Annotated in this window: 20 protein-coding genes, 1 pseudogene and 1 riboswitch; of the genes and pseudogenes, 8 read left to right on the forward strand and 13 right to left on the reverse strand. The window is 57.2% G+C overall.

The window, feature by feature from the left end; translation table 11 throughout:
* Positions 1-26: 26 nt before the first annotated feature.
* The 5 genes from GOX73_RS09470 to GOX73_RS09490 form a co-directional block, all read right to left on the reverse strand.
* The gene (locus GOX73_RS09470) at positions 27-200 is read right to left on the reverse strand and encodes a hypothetical protein (protein WP_171127132.1); all 174 of its coding nucleotides are present in this window, start codon (positions 198-200) and stop codon (positions 27-29) included.
* A 359-nt stretch (positions 201-559) separates the two neighbouring features.
* Entirely contained in the window at positions 560-865 is a 306-nt protein-coding gene (locus GOX73_RS09475) for a hypothetical protein (RefSeq protein ID WP_171127133.1), read from the reverse strand.
* Between the two features lie 324 nt (positions 866-1,189).
* Entirely contained in the window at positions 1,190-1,849 is a 660-nt protein-coding gene (locus GOX73_RS09480; RefSeq protein ID WP_171127134.1) for a hypothetical protein, read from the reverse strand.
* A gap of 3 nt (positions 1,850-1,852) precedes the next feature.
* Positions 1,853-3,253, reverse strand: a complete 1,401-nt coding sequence (locus GOX73_RS09485; protein ID WP_171127135.1) for a selenium-binding protein SBP56-related protein — start codon at positions 3,251-3,253, stop codon at positions 1,853-1,855.
* 211 nt (positions 3,254-3,464) lie between these two features.
* Complete coding sequence (locus tag GOX73_RS09490) at positions 3,465-4,502, reverse strand: AbrB family transcriptional regulator (protein ID WP_171127139.1); 1,038 nt, start codon at positions 4,500-4,502, stop codon at positions 3,465-3,467.
* Positions 4,503-4,612: 110 nt separating this feature from the next.
* On the opposite strand from GOX73_RS09490, the gene GOX73_RS09495 reads away from it, so the two are divergent.
* Positions 4,613-5,293 carry a GntR family transcriptional regulator gene (locus tag GOX73_RS09495; RefSeq protein WP_171127136.1) on the forward strand — a complete coding sequence of 227 codons (681 nt, stop codon included), beginning with the start codon at positions 4,613-4,615 and terminating at the stop codon, positions 5,291-5,293.
* A 22-nt stretch (positions 5,294-5,315) separates the two neighbouring features.
* Here the strand turns inward: GOX73_RS09495 and GOX73_RS09500 are convergent, their stop codons facing one another.
* The 5 genes and pseudogenes from GOX73_RS09500 to GOX73_RS09520 all read right to left on the reverse strand — a co-directional run bounded on the left by GOX73_RS09500 (position 5,316) and on the right by GOX73_RS09520 (position 9,783).
* Positions 5,316-6,164, reverse strand: coding sequence for a 1-acyl-sn-glycerol-3-phosphate acyltransferase (locus GOX73_RS09500; protein ID WP_171126279.1), 849 nt, complete (start codon positions 6,162-6,164; stop codon positions 5,316-5,318).
* 204 nt (positions 6,165-6,368) lie between these two features.
* Entirely contained in the window at positions 6,369-6,626 is a 258-nt protein-coding gene (locus GOX73_RS09505) for a DUF6525 family protein (RefSeq protein ID WP_171123824.1), read from the reverse strand.
* Complete coding sequence (locus GOX73_RS09510; protein ID WP_171126278.1) at positions 6,626-7,261, reverse strand: DUF1826 domain-containing protein; 636 nt, start codon at positions 7,259-7,261, stop codon at positions 6,626-6,628. The genes GOX73_RS09505 and GOX73_RS09510 overlap by 1 nt, the downstream gene beginning before the upstream one ends.
* Positions 7,258-8,472, reverse strand: a pseudogene (locus GOX73_RS09515) (GTP-binding protein). The gene GOX73_RS09510 and the pseudogene GOX73_RS09515 overlap by 4 nt, the downstream one beginning before the upstream one ends.
* Before the next feature lie 303 nt (positions 8,473-8,775).
* The gene (locus GOX73_RS09520) at positions 8,776-9,783 is read right to left on the reverse strand and encodes a zinc ABC transporter substrate-binding protein (protein WP_171126277.1); all 1,008 of its coding nucleotides are present in this window, start codon (positions 9,781-9,783) and stop codon (positions 8,776-8,778) included.
* Positions 9,784-9,839: 56 nt separating this feature from the next.
* Here GOX73_RS09520 and GOX73_RS09525 point away from each other — a divergent pair, with 56 nt between their 5' ends.
* The 7 genes from GOX73_RS09525 (at position 9,840) to GOX73_RS09555 (ending at position 15,404) form a co-directional block, all read left to right on the forward strand.
* Positions 9,840-10,352 (forward strand): Fur family transcriptional regulator, encoded by a 513-nt coding sequence (locus GOX73_RS09525; RefSeq protein ID WP_171126276.1) that lies wholly within the window; start codon positions 9,840-9,842, stop codon positions 10,350-10,352.
* 2 nt (positions 10,353-10,354) lie between these two features.
* Positions 10,355-11,086, forward strand: coding sequence for a metal ABC transporter ATP-binding protein (locus tag GOX73_RS09530; protein ID WP_171126275.1), 732 nt, complete (start codon positions 10,355-10,357; stop codon positions 11,084-11,086).
* On the forward strand, positions 11,086-11,883 hold the full coding sequence (locus tag GOX73_RS09535) for an iron chelate uptake ABC transporter family permease subunit (protein ID WP_171123813.1): 798 nt from the start codon (positions 11,086-11,088) through the stop codon (positions 11,881-11,883). The genes GOX73_RS09530 and GOX73_RS09535 overlap by 1 nt, the downstream gene beginning before the upstream one ends.
* A 94-nt stretch (positions 11,884-11,977) precedes the next feature.
* A riboswitch (cobalamin riboswitch) is annotated at positions 11,978-12,184 on the forward strand.
* Between the two features lie 100 nt (positions 12,185-12,284).
* Entirely contained in the window at positions 12,285-12,641 is a 357-nt protein-coding gene (locus tag GOX73_RS09540) for a DUF1636 family protein (RefSeq protein ID WP_171126294.1), read from the forward strand.
* Positions 12,638-13,429: an ABC transporter ATP-binding protein gene (locus tag GOX73_RS09545; protein ID WP_171126274.1), complete on the forward strand. Its 792-nt coding sequence runs from the start codon at positions 12,638-12,640 to the stop codon at positions 13,427-13,429. Before GOX73_RS09540 ends, GOX73_RS09545 begins: the two co-directional genes overlap by 4 nt.
* A 12-nt stretch (positions 13,430-13,441) precedes the next feature.
* Positions 13,442-14,389, forward strand: a complete 948-nt coding sequence (locus tag GOX73_RS09550) for an ABC transporter substrate-binding protein (protein ID WP_171126273.1) — start codon at positions 13,442-13,444, stop codon at positions 14,387-14,389.
* Position 14,390: 1 nt separating this feature from the next.
* The gene (locus GOX73_RS09555) at positions 14,391-15,404 is read left to right on the forward strand and encodes an iron ABC transporter permease (protein ID WP_171126272.1); all 1,014 of its coding nucleotides are present in this window, start codon (positions 14,391-14,393) and stop codon (positions 15,402-15,404) included.
* Between the two features lie 73 nt (positions 15,405-15,477).
* On the opposite strand, the gene ureG is transcribed toward GOX73_RS09555, so the two are convergent.
* The 3 genes from ureG to GOX73_RS09570 are packed head-to-tail and all read right to left on the reverse strand — an operon-like array spanning position 15,478 to position 17,208.
* The gene (gene ureG, locus GOX73_RS09560; protein WP_171123803.1) at positions 15,478-16,122 is read right to left on the reverse strand and encodes an urease accessory protein UreG; all 645 of its coding nucleotides are present in this window, start codon (positions 16,120-16,122) and stop codon (positions 15,478-15,480) included.
* Positions 16,119-16,790: an urease accessory protein UreF gene (locus tag GOX73_RS09565; RefSeq protein WP_254429160.1), complete on the reverse strand. Its 672-nt coding sequence runs from the start codon at positions 16,788-16,790 to the stop codon at positions 16,119-16,121. Before GOX73_RS09565 ends, ureG begins: the two co-directional genes overlap by 4 nt.
* Complete coding sequence (locus GOX73_RS09570; protein WP_171123801.1) at positions 16,756-17,208, reverse strand: urease accessory protein UreE; 453 nt, start codon at positions 17,206-17,208, stop codon at positions 16,756-16,758. The genes GOX73_RS09565 and GOX73_RS09570 overlap by 35 nt, the downstream gene beginning before the upstream one ends.
* Positions 17,209-17,214 lie beyond the last annotated feature (6 nt).

A 17,214-nucleotide genomic window follows, 5' to 3' on the forward strand; every position in this document is an offset into this window, starting at 1 on the left:
TACGATGTATGGTTCTGCACGGGTCGTCAGGCGCGTTGGGCCGCAAGGCTGCGTTTCTCTGAGCGTCCACCGACGATGATGGCGCTTATCAGGACGATGCCAAAAAATGCTGAAACTCCGACAAAGGGGCCTCCTATGGCTGACGCGATGCCGGTTACAGCCAAGACAATAAGCAATGATAGCGACGGTCTTTTGTTCATCTCGAACCCCTCTTTGCGCTTGCGACTTCACTTATTGTTAAGTGGTTCGTCCGGTCGCCTGAGGCTTGCGAGGTTGCGCCAAAATTTTATGAGTTCCCGTCCAATCACGCCGCGCCCATGCGTACCGGTGTTGGCAAAACTGCGTATAAATTTGGCGGCGGGGCGCAAGCCATATCGCCGGGCATCAGCCACATATTCGGCAATCCTGCCGGATAGCGTGGCGAGATCGTCCGCTGAGGGGAGTTCGGTAGGATAAGGGGGTGCGGCCCGCAGCTAACGTACCACGCACTCACAGCCGTTGCGGTGCCCCCCCTTAGTCAACCAAAACGGATGCAGCCTACGATGTTCGCTCGTGGAACTTAGCCATTGCGCATCTCAACCAGTTTCAGGGTGTCCGAAAACGGATCATATGCGCAAAAACCGGGGTCCAATTCAGTTCCCGAAGGGTCTTGTAACCCGATACTGATCAGGAAGCCTTCGTGGCTGATGTGACGTTCTTCGGTTCTGCGAAACGGAACCCGATACCCTGCGTCGTGCCAAAGGATTTTGCATCTTGTACCCAGCGCCAACTCTGGGTCAGTAAAGTTACGATGCAATTGAAACAAAAAGGCGCAGACGAAAGACAGCACCGCCAATCCTGCCAATATCTTGAATTTGTGCTTCAAACAAAAAATCCTGTCTGTCTCAAGGCGTTACGCACACGGCCAAAAAACGCGAAAATCGAAAATCTTACAACTGGTCACAACTTACCTCAGGATGCGCTTTGTCCAAAGCCGTTAATTTGGGCTTGTTTCCAAAATACGGCCTACTACGAATTCAGCCGTTCGTCTGCTGAACCGACAAAGTAGTAACTGCGTCCGGTGTTTTCAGCCCGCGCAGGTCGAGACGCCATAAATCCGTTTTTGGTCATCGAGAGGGCAGGGCATTCGCTCATCTCCGCGGAGAACCATACCAAGTTCAGATCGTTGAGTTGCAAAAGGTTGGGCAACTTAGTGGATGAATATCAGCGATAATGACCCCACTAGGATCAGGCTAAGTGCCCAAACCAGATCCAGATTGAACCAGCTTTTCGACAGAAACCTGAGGCCCAGCCAATGATAGACGCCAAAGGCAAGCAGGCCACCGGAAACAGTCATGGCTATGGTGTGGGCAAGGGCAACAGCAACGGCAACTCCGGCATTTCCGGTCATCAGGTCAGACGCGGCTGCGTGACCTGCATTAGTGGCAACTGTTCGGCAGATTCCCAGATAGATCGGAACCAGCATCAGGCCCGCTCCGTGCGCCATCGCAGCCAGAAATGACCACAGCACAAGCCTTGTCGGAAGCACGCGCGCAAGGAAGCGCGGGTGGCGGCGATTGAAAAGCAGGTAAAGGCCCAGGCCAATCACAAGGCACGACGCGGCAATCTGGATTTCCCGCTGCCACTCGGCCAGAAACAGCAATGCGGTAAAGGGAAACAGTATCGCGGCCATCGCCAGAAGATGCCCGGTTGCCAAGGCGAGCAGCGCCTTGAGCAGACTGTTGCCGCTTTTGTCCATCAGTGCCGCAGACACCGCCAAGGGCCAACCCATACCGGGGTTGACCCCGTGATATATGCCCGAAGCGACAACAGCCCACCAAAGAGCTGCTGCCGTATCTAATCCGTCCACGTGTCAGACAGACGGGTAGCAGAAACTGTCGGTTGAACAATCGCCGCCCTCTAGGCGGATCTGGTGGCTGCGATACCCCTTTGGAAAAGTGACATAGAAGTCCTTGTCCAGCTCCAAACCGCCATTTTCGCCGACATTGGCCATCACCATCTGGCCGCCATCGTCATCGGGGTAGAACTGGTCGTCCCATGTCGAATACAACGAATTGGTCCAGTAGACCCGCTTGCCGTCACGACTGATTTCGACCATCTGTGGACCATAGGCAAAAGCCTTGCCGTTGGGGTGTTTCGTCCCACGCGCAATCCCGCCCAGCTCGACCTTGCCAGTCAGTTTGGGTTTCATTGGGTCGGATACATCATATTGGTGCATTTCACCCTGACCCCAACATGCGACGTAAAGGTACTTGTCATCCAGGCTCAGGTCGATGTCGGTGACCAGTGGCGGCACGGCCTCGAACCCCTGCAACAGGGGTGGAAGGTTTTCGGCCTTTTCTGGCCGGGGGTCGATCGTGATCGTTTTCTTCGCCTCGAACGTGCCATCGTCCTTCTGCCACCACGTGAAAATCGAACCCTGCAGATTGGTCGTATCCACAACGACCCCGCAGAACCCATAATCTTTTGCCGGATCATGCGCAGGCCGGATTTCCAGCGCCATCTGGTGGTTTTCGCCAAGGTCGATGGTCTGGACGTTGCGGCGTTCGCGCAGGTTCCAGAAGTGAATTTTGTGACCGTATTTGTTGGACAGTAAATCCTCGGCCACGATCCCGTTTTCGAATTGTGGGGGCAGGCCCCATTCCGAGCTCACCATGTAATCGCGCGGAAGGTTCCACCAGAAGTCGTAGTGCTTGGTTTGCTCACCCCGGTCCATCTCGTATCGGCCGAGGATTTCGAAGCTTTCACAATCCATGATGAAAATGCCGGGTGGTCCGTCTGTGCCGTCTTTGCCACCACCCCCAAGCGTCGAGACATAGATACCTTCGGGGCCGCAATGGATTGTATGCGGGCGCGAGTATCCTGTCTTGGCAAACACCTCTTCGGGTTCGATGATCTTGTGGATTTTCGCCTTGAGCGGCTCTTTGACGTCGATCACGTAGATGCGTGAGGATCGAATGCCGGGAATGATCAGGTACCTGCGCTCAAGAAAGGCGTGCCCGGTCAGAGGGGACAGCGCAGACGAGCAAGCGTTCCACCCGAAATGATGAAACTCATCACCTTTGTTGGGCATAATGAGTTTGTGAACAATCTTGCTGTAGGTTTTGGAATTCGGATCAACGTCGATAACTGCTAACCCATCCGGTTTCGAACCGTCCGGACTGAGCATCAAAGTAAAGGCTAGCGTTTCCGCCGGAGCCTCCATTGCAAGTTTAGGGGTTGCGTGAAAAGTGGGATCAGGTCTCAAGTTCATATCTGGCTCCTCCCAAAGCGTGGGCGCCTGACCAAAATGGGTTGGCCTATTAGCGCCCAATCCAGAGAATGCCACATAATCGAGATTCGTTAAATCTGTGGCGGCGGCCAATGCCCGACCCCGCAAGTTGGCTTGTTGTTTAAGCCTGAAAACCTCGTCATCCGGCGGGCCCACTGAACCAAGTGCTGACCCAAGGCGAAACGATTACAAATCAGGGGTAGTCCTTCGGTTTGGACAATCGCAGGATTAGGTTTGCGGCAATCGGCGCGCCAATGATGACCAGCACAATTCGCGTCAGGTGGTGCGTGATGACAAACCCCAGATCCGCGCCTGATACAATCGCCAGCACCGTCATTTCCGCCTGTCCGCCGGGTGCGAAAGCAAGGAATGCTTCGACCGGACGCCCCAATCCCAAAGTGGTAACGATGGCTGTGAACCCTGCCGCCAAGACCGCAAGCACTACGACATAGGCGAAACCGGCGGCGACAACGCGCTGAAGCTCTCGCCAAGTGACGCCAACGAATTTCACCCCGATGGTGCAGCCGATAAAGAACTGCGCCGCCAAGATAGCCTCGCGTGGGGGGCGCGAGTGTATGAAATCGCCCAACGACAACGCGGCTGTCAAAATCATGGGGCCCAGAATGGACGCGCCGAACAACCCAATCCTCTCACCCCCTTTCCAGCCTACAACCGCGGCCAGAACCATTAGCAGAACCTCGTGGATGGGTAACTCGCTGGCGGGTTGTCCAATGGGGTTTGTCAGGTCCGCATCGTAGAAAACTGTCAGGAAAATAGGGGCCAACGTCACGATGATCAGAACGCGCGTACCGTGGATCAGGGACAAGGTACGCGGGTTGGCCCCGGCTTCGGTGCCGAAAATGATCATGTCCTGAAGGCCACCGGGCATGGCGGCATAGAATGCGGTTGTGGTGTCAAACCCCCATAGCTTGCGAAAGAACGGCACACCAATCAGGGCGATCAGGAGGATGAACAACGGGATCAGCATGATCGAGGCCGCCATTTTGGGCAGTTCGGCAAACAGGCTGGGGGTGATCGACGCGCCGACTGCAACACCCAGAATTGTCCGCGCCGCAACAGAAACCTGTCCGAAGCCTTCCATCGGCGCATGGGCCAGAGCAGCCATCAGGCAAGCTGTCATCGGGCCGAACAAAAACGGCAGCGGCAGGCCCAAAACCCAAAAGACCCCTGTGCCAAGAACCGCAAGGCCAGCGGTCACGAACCGCTTCATCAGCAGAGAATGAAAAATGTCTTGATTGGCCAACTCTCGTGTTCCATCGGCATTGACTCATTTTGTATCCAAATGTATACAATTGGACGCAGCATGCAAGTACAGGCGTTATGAGCATTCAGGACGATCAGATTAAGCCCGGACCGCAGGGCAGCTCTGCCTATCAATCCCTGCTGGATGAAATTCGCGCAGGGGCTTTGCTGCCGGGGGATCGTCTGCGCGAGATAGAGCTGTCGGAACGGCTGGGCGTTAGCCGCACCCCTGTGCGGGAAGCGATCCGACAGCTAGAGGCGGATGGGCTGGTTACGCATGTTCCGCGTCTGGGCGCGACGGTCCGCAGCCTCGACTATGCCGAAGTGATGGAGCTGTATGAGATGCGCGCAGTGCTTGAAGGGACTGCGGCGCGACTTGCTGCGCGGGCTGCCTCTGACATTGAGTTGGATGAGCTGGACGTTCTCAATGACCGGCTGGCCGAGGCAGGCACAGGGCCGGATGCCGTGCGGATCAACAAGATTTTCCACGCCACGTTGTTGGATGCGGCAAAGAACAGATTTCTGACGAAATCCACATTGTCCTTGCAGAAGGCGTTGTTGATTCTGGGACCCTCACAGCTTTTGGACAGTGAACGGGCCGCGTCAGCCGTGGCGGAACACCGGCGCATAATGGTCGCGTTGAAAGCACGCGACGGTGCTGCGGCAGAATCTGAAATGCGCGCTCATATCCAGGCGGCGCAACGAATGCGCATCCGCGCGCTGCAGGAGCGCGACCGGGCAAAGGACCAGGATTTATAAGGCCGGGAAAAGCTAAGCGCCACTATTGGTCATAGAGGTCGGGAACCAACCCTTCGGACAGTCTTTTCAGAATGTCGGGTGCGGTGCCTGCTTGCTGAACCGGGCCGTAATAGACATCATATGAGCCGCCAAGCTTAGCAATCAGCTCTGACACGTATCGCAGAGACGCGACTTTGCGCCCAAACTCGTCGTTGCCCCCACTCAGGACCCCAGCCAGACGGCGCGTCCGGTAGTAGTGCCGAGAGTTGCGCATGTTTGCCGATGCGGGAACGATTGGCGCCCCGGCCTCTGCTGAAACACGGGTTACCCCGGTCCTCCAGGGAGGTTCGACCAGACGGTCACCTTTCAAATACGGAACCCGGCCAGAGCCGAACACGAGCAGGGCGCCGTCTTTCTTAAGGTGTTGCAACATTCCGGCACGGGTCTGTCGGGCCGTCAAAACCCTGTCCTTTTGATCCAGATCCACCGGGACGATCAGATCGCGGCCCAAAAACCTTTCAGCTTCGCGCCCGGCGACAACCTTCAGGTCCGCGCGATGGTCCTGCAATGCCCCCGCATGGGCAAGAAAATCGAAGGTCCCGATCGGATGGGTCGAGGCGATGACGACCGGGCCTTGGGTCGGAATATTCTCAAGCCCGTGCGCGCGTATCGTGGTTCCGTGGTTCATCTGCAAAACCGCGCGCACCAACTCTGGCCCGGTGCGTTCACCAAGCTCCGACAATATCTCTTCGGTTTCTTTCAGGGCAAAGAAAGCCTGACCAGTCGTGGTGCGGTTGATCCAGTCAACGCCCTCCATCAGGTACCGCAAGACCCTTAACCTAAAGTCTGCTCCAACTGGAATGCGCAGACGGGCGCGCAGTAAGTCATCCACCGGATTATCATTATTGTCGTTGCCCAAGGCGCGCCCAAATCATTGTAGTGTCGTGATCACGACGCTTACACGTATTCGGTTCAACTGCACAACCTTGCGAAAGTCTACAGGCTGTTCAACTCCGGACACCGTGAGATTATGGGGGCTGGTTTGACGGGCGAGGAAGTCGCCCTTTCAGATCGTTTTCGGTGAGGTCCAAACATATCATGCTAATGCTGCGCCTTTGCTATCTTTGGCAAGTTGCAAGGCTTCAAGGCGGCCCAGTTCCTCTAGGGCACGGCCATGATCACCTGTATGGGCCAGCGCTTTCTGATAGGCACGAAGGACTGATCGTGGACGCCAAGGCAACGCGGCCTGAGATACCCACGCACGCAAGACCGGAGGCAGGCGGTCAAACTCGCGCATCGGATTTTCGGCGCGGCGGCGCTTTCTCAGTCTTGTCTGGCCAAGATTTCGCGGCATCAGACGTCTTCCTCGATGTCAAAAATGGGATCGAGCACCAGAACAAGGCGGGTCTCACCTGTTCCCGCAATTGGTGGCGAGCGATGCAGTAACCCTGACGGAGGGTTCTGTGGCCAAAGCGTGCGACGCATAACTATGGGGGCACCGGTTGCCACGGTAAACACGCGGTCTGGATCAAGGCCATCCCTTGAAACACCGTATTGCGTGCCTGTCCCGCGATAGGTGCAGATCAGGCGCGCGTATAAGGCATCTATGTGGAATTTCCTGCAGGCATTGGTGTTGATCGCGTCTAGGCGAAGTCGAAGATAGGGTGCGCGCATCATCTCGGCAAACCGCGTGGCGAGGTCCGAGATGTCATTTTCTAACCAAGTGCGTTCTGCACCTTCGTCCATCCCCGCCATGTTGCACAAGTGACACAGGACGTCCGGAACGGCCTGAGGGCGTAGGACTAGCCGCGCTTTGGGCAGATGCAATGGGTCCAGGGTGTTGATCCATGCCTGAAATTCCGGCGCAAGTTGACGGCGCCAGATAGTCGCCGCGCACCCCGGCATTTCGATTTTGGCCAATCCGTCCGGCTTATCCGATACGCCCACTCCGACGGCTGCGCCGTTCAGGTCGGTGCGATGATAGGTCATGCGGCATCCTCCACTCGGCGCCACAGCGGAAACGGGTCAGGCAAGTCAGATGGAAGGGCATCCGGCCCGGGCGCAACGGCCTGAGATAGCAGGCAGGATTCAAGACGGGACTTGAGGGGTGGCCAGTCGATACCTGCACCGATAAACACAATCTCTTGCCGCCGATCGCCCCAAGGCTCGACCCAGTGTTGTTTGATTTAGTCAAGCACTGACGGGTGATCAGGCCATCTGGTATCGGGCACGGACGCCCACCAAGTTCCGATTGGCTTCACGCTGGACAGAGCGCCTGCAAGGGAAAACTCAGCCACCCAATCGGGACGGGTTGCAATCCAGAAATGACCTTTCGCGCGGATCACACCGGGCAAATCGCCATTCAGCAGCGTCAGGATTTTCTCGGGCTCAAAGGGTTGTCTGGCGCGAAAAACATAGGACGAAACGCCATACTCTTCGGTTTCCGGCACGTGGTCGGCAAAACCATAAAGCTCCTTGACCCACATGGGGTGCTGATGCGCCTTTTCGAAATCGAAAAGGCCAGTGTCCAGAATGGCATCACTGGAAACCTCGGATTGGTTCGTTTCGATGATTTTTGCATCCGCATTGAGGCTACGGATGATCTTGCGCGCTGCATCGGTGCGTTCGGGCCCGGCATCAGCAACCTTGTTCAGGATGACAACGTCGGCAAATTCGATCTGGTCGGTCAGTAGATGCACCAGAGTGCGATCGTCCTCGTCGCCAAGGGTCTCGCCACGGTGGTGAAGGAAGTCGTGGCTGGAGTAGTCGTTAAGCAGATTCACCGCGTCAACCACGGTGACCATCGTGTCAAGGCGGGCCACGTCAGACAGGCTTTCACCGTCTTCATCGCGAAAATCAAAAGTCGCCGCGACGGGCAGGGGTTCTGAGATACCAGTGGATTCAATCAGGAGATAATCAAACCGACCTTCCGCAGCCAGTCGCCGGACCTCGGCCAGCAGTTCATCGCGCAGGGTGCAGCAGATACAGCCATTTGACATTTCAACCAGAGATTCATCGGTCCGGCTGAGCTCCGTTTCGGCCCGAACCAAATCAGCGTCGATATTCACTTCGGACATATCATTAACGATGACGGCGACACGACGGCCTTCGCGATTATCGAGAACCCGGTTCAGCAGGGTTGTTTTGCCAGCTCCAAGAAAACCGGACAGGACAGTAACGGGAAGGCGGGTATCAGTCATAGCTTAAAAACACTTCTTCTTTTGTGGTGGGTATGGGGCGACGGGTTCGCAACATGTTGGCGTGGGGTGGGAGGTCGCAATTTAGATAATAAAATGTAATAACGTAACGATAAGAAAATGTAAACCACAAGCGCCTCGTGGATGTTTGCGGATTGGGGCTAAGGCCGTCGGTCTTTCGTTCGGTTTTAGGGCGAATTTGAAAACGTCAGCGGATCGCGATCACTCGGAACTTGGGCAAACACTCACTTGCGATGCCGCTGACGTTCAACCCGGCCGAATTTTGAACTTCGGCCGGGCAGGGGATCAAAGGCAATCGGCCAGTGTTTGCGCCATGTTGCGAATGACTTGGGAGTAAAGCGCCGCTCCGGGCTCAAGATCAGAGCCGAGCGGGTCGATCACTGCGGTATTGGCGTCGGCACCATCCATCACAACCTCGACGATCCCAGGATTGAACTGCGGTTCGGCCAGAACGCATTTCACGCCTTCGTCCTTGATGCGCGCCTGAATTTCAGCAATGCGGGCCGGGCTTGGGTCGGATGCATCACCGATCGAAATGGCGCCAGAGGCGGGAAAATCAAACGCATTTTCAAAATACTGGTAGGCATCGTGGAAGACGACAAAGCTGCCTCCTCGGACCGGCTCGAGCGTTTCGGCGATCTCAGCAGATAGGGCCGCCATTTCTTCGCGCGCCGCCGCAGCATTTGCGAAATACGTACCGGCGTTGTCCGGATCAGCCGCAGATAGTTGAGCGGCGATCACATTCAGCCACGTATTTGCGTTCTCTGGCGACAACCAGGCGTGCGGGTCATGGTCCCCATGCGCGTGACCATCGTGGTCGTCATGCCCTTCGTGGTCATGATCATCATGGGCATGTTCATCGTCATGGCCTTTGGTTTCAGCATGGTCGTCATGGTCGTCATGTTTGGCGTGATCGTCGTGATCGTGGGCTTCAAACAGGGCGTTCTCACGGAAATCCAGAAGAATTGTTCCATCCGTTTCCAACAGGGTCGTGACGGTTGCGCCGTCGGCAAGAGTCTCGACGGCCCCTTCCATCCACGGTGTCAGGTCTTCACCCATCCAAAATACCAAGTTGGCGATTTGCAGCGCAGCAGCTTCTGAGGGGCGCAGATTGTATTCGTGCGGCGAGGCACCCTGTGAGATGATCAGGTCGGGCGTTCCGACACCTTCCATAACCCGTGCCACAAGCGAGTGAACTGGCGCGATGTCGACCGCGACATTGGGTACATCCGCCAAGGCCGTTCCGCCCATGAATGCAGCGGTGATAGATAGTGGGAGAAGCTTTCTGGACATCAGACCCTCTGTGTGATTTTATAACATTGCGAGCGACATACATGATATGGAATAACATGACAAGTGATACGCAATTCGAATTAACCGGAGATACGGCCCCGGTTGGGTTCCAAAAGCATGACCACAAGACTTGCGTTGCGGCCGGGCTGTCCGCGGCGGAAAACCGGTGCAAGGAAGAAGGACTGCGTCTGACGCCAGTCCGTCGCAGGGTTCTGGAAATGCTGTTGCAAGAGCATCGCGCGCTGGGCGCGTACGCGATACTCGACCGATTGCGCGAGGAAGGCTTTGGGTCACAGCCTCCGGTGGCCTATCGTGCGCTCGACTTTCTTGCTCAGAATGGGTTCGTGCATAAGATTGAGCGACTGAACGCCTTTGTTGCCTGTTCTCACCCGGGGGCCTCTCATTCGCCGGCCTTCATGATCTGCCGAAAATGCGACGCCGTGGCCGAGGCGCAATCCACTCCGGCCAAAGGTGTTTTGGGGGCTGCAGCACGCGCGGCGGGTTTCGAAATTGAACGAACGGTTGTAGAAGCCGAAGGGCTTTGCCCCGACTGCACCGAAAAGGCGTAGAAATGACCCTGATCACCGTTGAAAAACTCAGCGTAAGGTACGGTGCGAACACCGTTCTGCAAAATGTGGATATGGCGATTGAGGCAGGTGAGATCGTCACCATCGTTGGCCCGAACGGATCGGGCAAAACCAGTCTGCTTAGGGCCATCATCGGTGCGACAAATCCCTCTGCTGGCCATGTTTCCCGGAAGCCTGGGCTGAAAATCGGCTATGTGCCGCAAAAACTGCATGTTGACCCGACATTGCCGATCTCGGTTGCAAGGTTCATGCGTCTGACGCACCGTGTTTCAAAAGATGACTGCGCTGCGGCGCTGGCGGCGGCAGGTGTGCCGGATCTTTTGAAGCGCCAGATGTCCCAACTGTCCGGGGGCCAGTTTCAGCGCGTATTGCTGGCGCGGGCTTTGATCAATCGTCCCGACATCCTTTTGCTGGACGAAGCCACGCAAGGTCTAGACCAGCGAGGCTCGGCCAGTTTTTACCAGCAGATCGAGGCGGTGAGACAGGAAACCGGTTGCGCCATCCTGATGATCAGCCACGAGCTGCACGTTGTGATGAGTGCTTCGGACAGGGTGATCTGCCTCAATGGTCATGTCTGCTGCGAGGGGTCGCCTGCCGTGGTTGCTTCGGCACCAGAATACCGCGCCCTGTTTGGAACAGGCACCGGTGGCGCGCTTGCCCTGTATCGCCACGAACATGATCACAACCACGACCACTCTCACGAAGCGGCAGAATAATGCTTGATGATTTTATGACGCGGGCAACGCTCGCCGGTATTGGCGTGGCAATTGCAGCCGCCCCCCTTGGGTGTTTTGTGGTCTGGCGGCGTATGGCTTACTTTGGCGATGCCACCGCTCATGCTGCGATCCTAGGTGTTGCGCTGTCGCTGGCTTTCCAGATGTCGGTCTTTCTGGGCGCATTGGTTGTCGCGCTTATCATGGCGTTGGCCGTCACATTGCTGTCCGGTCGCGGTTATGCCATGGATACCCTTCTTGGAGTTATGGCGCATTCGTCGCTTGCCTTTGGCCTTGTCGCGGTGTCGTTTTTGTCGGGCATTCGCATCGACCTGATGGCCTATCTTTTTGGTGACATACTGTCAGTTTCGCGCACCGATCTTGTCGTGATCTGGGGCGGGGCCGCGCTGGTCGTCGCGTTGATCGTATGGCGATGGTCGCAACTGCTGACCGCTACGCTGAACGAAGAATTGGCCTACGCCACCGGGTTCGACCCCAAGCGCGAGCAGTTGATCCTGACTTTGTCACTGGCGGTTACGGTTGCTGTCGCGATCAAAGTTGTAGGCGTGTTGCTCATTGCCGCGATGCTGATCATTCCGGCGGCGGCCGCGCGCAGCCTGGCGCGATCTCCGGAAACGATGGCATTGATTGCCGCGGCAATCGGGGCTTTCTCGGCCGTAGCAGGACTGCGCTCAGCTTATGTGTTTGACACACCGGCGGGTCCCTCAATCGTCTGCGTGGCCGCGGTTTTGTTTGCCGGTTTCAGCCTCACGGGATGGCGGTCGCGAAGCGGGGTGTAGGACAATTATACTTTGGATTGGTCAATGGGGTTTTGCGTCTGCCAAAAATTGATTGGCTGCCACAATATTGTCGTTGACCTGACATGTGATCTTGGGCACTCGTTCGGATGATGGTTCCCGATGGTGCGCCCAAGGGATGAAAAGGGAATACGGTGAGGCCGCCATTTGGCGCCAAGTCCGTGACTGCCCCCGCAACTGTAAGCGGTGAGCGACGCCAACAACCCACTGGCCCAAGTGCCGGGAAGGATGGCCGAGCATCGACCCGCAAGTCAGGAGACCTGCCATCAAATGTTAACCAACTCGGGGCGGGGCGTCCTGAAAGGAGGCTTTGATGGCACGAGCACATCGTGTTTACATTTCCGGCACTGTCTGCCCGCGCTTTGAAGCTGGCGGAGGAACCCATGCCGTCAGCGCCTGACCATTTTCTTCTCATCTGCAAAACGTGCCAGGGAGAGGCCCACGCGCAGGGCTTGTCCGACGCGCTGTTCGATCGTTTGCCAAATGGTTTTTCCATCCGCATGGTCGATTGCATGGCTGGATGCGCGCGGCCTGTGATTGTTGGATTTCAGGCAGTCGATAAAGCGCAGTACCTTTTTGGTGACATTCTTGATACGCAGGATATCCAGGCACTGACTGAGTTTGCCCACCAATACCAAAACAGCGCAGATGGCTGGACCAATGCGACCGAGCGTCCGGAAAAACTGTTCACAAAGACACTGTCCCGCATGCCCCAAATTCAAAAAGGGGTGTGTCCATGACCAACCCAGCTATTTTGGTTGCGCGTGATCTGACCCATCAGGTTCTTAGTGGCGATATACTGCTGCAGGGGGTCTCATTCACATTATGCGATGGCGCAATCCTTGCAATTGCCGGGCCCAACGGGGCAGGCAAGACGACGCTTTTGAATCTGTTATGCGGCGCGCACGAGGTGAATCAGGGTGATGTTCTGGTCAACGGACGCAGCCTGAAACAGATGTCCGCACGGGATCGGGCGCGGACGATCGCCGTGGTCAGTCAGCAGGAGTTCCCGGATGGCAGGTTGCTGTTGCGGGATTATGTGGCGCTGGGCCAGATTCCGATCCGTGCAGACCGCTCTGCCGAGGAACACGCCGCGGATCTGGTCAGAATCCTGAGCCTTACCGGGCTTAGTGCTTTGGCCGAAAAAAAGATGGCCTTTCTGTCCGGGGGGGAACGCCAGCGCGCGCATATCGCCCGTGCTTTGGCCCAGAATCCTACGCTTTTGTTTCTGGACGAACCCACCAACCATCTGGATCCAGACACGAAGGGGCGGATGCTTTCGCTGGTCGCTGAACTGGGTATCACTGTGGTGATGATCCTGCATGATCTGGTGATGATCCCAGAATTTGCCACTCATGTGGCATTGATGAAAGATACACGGCTGACCGGTTTTGGGCTGGTCGCCGATGTGCTGACCCCGGACAGGGTTAGTGACACGTTTGGCGTCGATTACCTGTGCTTTCACCACGAAGGGCGCGTGATCCGGGCGCTGGATATCCGAAAAACCTCGATAACAACTTATGAATAGGAATATTTCTGAATGAAACAGATCTTGTCTGTGGCGTTGACCACCGTTTTGGCAGGTGGTGCCGTCGCGCACGAAGTCACGGTTGATAATTGCGGTGCGCCGCTGGTGTTCGACACCCAGCCCGAGCGTCTGGTTGTGCATGATATGAACATGACCGACATGGCCTTTGCGTTGGGTCTGCAGGACAAGATCGTGGGTCTGACCGGCATCACCGGCTGGTACAAGACCAGCCCCGAGTTTGACACGCTGCGCGGTGACATCCCCGAGCTTGCGCCGAAATACCCAACTGTTGAGAACCTTGTGGCGGTAGAGCCTGACCTGTTCTTCGCGGGTTGGTACTATGGGATGAAGCCGGGGGGCGACGTGACGCCCGACACGCTGGAACCCTTTGGCATCAAGACAATGATCCTAACGGAAAGCTGTGTGCATCTGGACAAGGACCGTCCCGAGGCCAGCATGGACCTGTTGTTTGATGATGTGCTTCGTCTGGGCAAGGTCATGCATGTTGAAGACAAGGCCGAGGCTCTGGTTTCCGGCTGGAAAGAGGAACTGGCAGCGATCCAGGCGCAGACTGCGGACCTGCCAAAACCCCGTGTTTTCCTGCTGGATGGACCAGCCGACGCGCCCTTTACCGCAGGTAAATTCGCCATCCCTGACGCGATGATCGCTGCAGCTGGTGGTGCGAATGTCACTCATGACATGGACACAAGCTGGGGCCGCACCTCGTGGGAAGCTGTGGCAGCTTCGAACCCCGAATTTCTGGTGCTGCTGGATTATCAGACCGGCAACGGCGCGGAAGACACGTTCAAGTTTCTGCAGGAACACCCCGTGATGTCGCAGACCGACGCGGTCAGGAACGAGCGCTGGATTGGCCTACGTTACGAAGAACTGACTCCCGGACCCGCAAATATCGCGGCGATTTCGAAAATGGCCGACGCGATGCACCCGGGCCTGAACTAATATGGGCCGTTTTGGCCTGACACTCTTGCTGGGGGCGGTTGTTGTGGCCGCCCTTTTGCTGGTTTCGACCATTTACGGCACGACGCAAATTCCAGCCGCGGTTGCGTTGGATGCGGTGATGCTGGGCACCGGCATGGCGGATGGCGAGGTGTCGCCGCTGCACCGCATTGTCTTTGACCTTCGCTTGCCGCGTGCATTGTTTGCGGCCGTGATCGGTGCAGGGCTGGGCGTTGTTGGCGTAGTGCTTCAGACCACAACACGCAACGACTTGGCTGATCCCTTCCTGTTCGGCCTTTCGTCGGGTGCGGCGGCGGGTGCGGTTTTCGTCATTACGGTGACCGGCGACATCCTGGGATTCTGGACGCTGCCGCTGGCTGCATTTTGTGGCGGGCTTGTCGCGTCGGGAATTGTGCTGGCACTGGTTCACGGGTTGCGCACCAGTGCGCCGGAAAAGCTGATCCTTGCGGGGTTGGCAGTTTCGTTTCTGTTTTCGGCGATCACGAACTATCTGATATTTGCGGGCGACAGTCGCGCCGCGCACTCGGTCATCTTCTGGATGCTGGGTGGACTGGGTCTGGCCCGATGGGAGACATTTCCGCTGGTCTGCGCCGGGATGTTTCTGATCTTGATGTATGCCCTGTGGCGCAGTCGCTGGCTGGATGCGCTTTTGACCGGCGACTTGACGGCAGCGACGCTGGGCGTTCCGGTACAGGCATTGAGGTTCCGCATGTTTTTTGTTGCGGCACTTGCGACCGCCGTTTTTGTTTCGGTTGCGGGGGTTATCGGTTTTGTGGGGCTCATGGTGCCCCATATCGCACGTGGGATCGCTGGACCTTTGCACAACCGTCTTGTGCCCGCTGCCGCCATCGTCGGGGCGGCTTTGCTGACCGGTTCAGATATCCTCAGCCGCCTGTTGCTTGCGCCTCAGGAACTGCCAGTGGGTATTGTTACCACCTCGATCGGGTCGGTTTTTGTTTTTCTTTTGTTGTTTAAAACAGCAAGGGACACGAAGTGACGAAGGCACTTTTGTCTAGGTCGAAAAGTTTGCCTGCAGTCTCGCGATGAGCTTCCATTGCCAGGGGGCTGCGCTAGGCGGCCCCCTCGGTCACGGCGACGGGAATATTCAGCCCCCCGATTTGCGCCAGCAGGTCAACGACCTGATCCACGCCCTTGCGATGCCGCAGCGAAGTGAACACGAATGGGCGACCGTTGCGCATCTTTGTTGCGTCTCGGTCCATCACCTCCAGCGACGCGCCAACATGCGGGGCCAGATCGGTCTTGTTGATGATCAGGACGTCCGATTTGGTGATCGCAGGACCGCCTTTGCGCGGAATCTCTTCACCCGCGGCCACGTCGATCACATAGAGCGTAACGTCCGCCAGTTCCGGGCTGAACGTGGCAGACAAGTTGTCGCCACCGCTTTCGATCAGAACGACCTCGACGTCGGGGTGACGCGCCTGCATCTCGGCAACAGCCGCAAGGTTGATCGAGGCATCCTCGCGAATGGCCGTATGCGGGCAGCCGCCGGTTTCGACGCCGATGATCCGGTCCTGCGGCAGGATTTGCATCCGCATCAGCGCCTCGGCATCTTCGCGGGTGTAGATGTCGTTGGTGATCACGCCAACGGATACCCTGTCGCGCAGCGCTTCGGACAGGGCGGCGGTCAGAGTTGTCTTGCCTGCGCCAACAGGACCACCGATGCCCACGCGCAGGGGGCCGTTCATTTTGCTCATGTTCGGAACATCCTTGAATATTGAGTTTCGTGTTTCATCGACGCTACATCTGTCAGAAACGCCGTCGACCCCAGATCATCCAGCCCCAAGGTCACAGCGCCCGTCGCCATATGCTGACACAAAGGCGTTAGGTCGCGGATCATTCGCTGCCCTTCGGTTTGACCCAACGGTACCAAACGCGTCGCACACGCGACCAGATTGGACATGAAGGCCTGCAGGTACATCTGGGCCGTCAGGGCGAGCGGCAAGCCCTGTCGCTGTGCAGCGTATCCCACGGCGACCGGGTAGGTCAGGGTGCCCAGCTCCACCGCCCAGACATCTGCGGTTATGCCGCAAAACGCCTCTCCCAGCAGTCGAGTTTCCATCAACCGCTCGGACGAGGCGCAGAATGCGCGCGCAGCCTGATCCACCTCGGACAAGGAGGTGGTGGTCTGTGCCGAATACGCGGCTGAAAGAAATATGCAGTCATTCCGGCCAGAGCCGTATTCGATCACATCGGCAACCCACTCCTTTGTGTCGGCGGCGTTGGCAACGCTGCCGCACTCGATCGCCCATTCCAGACCGTGCGAATACGCGAACCCTCCCACCGGATAAGCAGGCGAGAGCCATTGGGTCAGCGTCAGGATATCTGTGTCAGTGGGCGTGGCCATGGGTCCTGCCGTGGCCATAAGCACCGCCTTCGGGGGTAAAGGGTTCCTGAACCTCACGCACCGTTGCGCCGATTTTCAGCAACATGTCGCGGATGACGTGGTCGATTTGGATCAGCAGGCGGTCCGCTTCGACCTGACAGGGTGTGTGGCGGTTGCCGATATGCCACGCGATGCGGGTCAGGTCGGGGGCCGTGACTTCCAGCAACGCTTCTGGCGCGGCCTGAATTTCGACCTCGCGCCCGTCGTCAAGGATCAGGGCACCGCCATGATCTAGCGAGGTTGTTTGTGACAGATCAATCAGAATCTGCTCACCGCTTTCACAGGTCAGTACCTTGCGGCGCAGAAAGCGGTCTTCATAAGTCAGTGACAGGTGGTCGGCGGGGTCACCATGCGTATGGTCGGAATACTGCCGTGCCGTGCAGAGAAGGGCGGTCATGCGGTT

The organism is Ruegeria sp. HKCCD7221, from assembly GCF_013031225.1.
Lineage (GTDB): Bacteria > Pseudomonadota > Alphaproteobacteria > Rhodobacterales > Rhodobacteraceae > Ruegeria.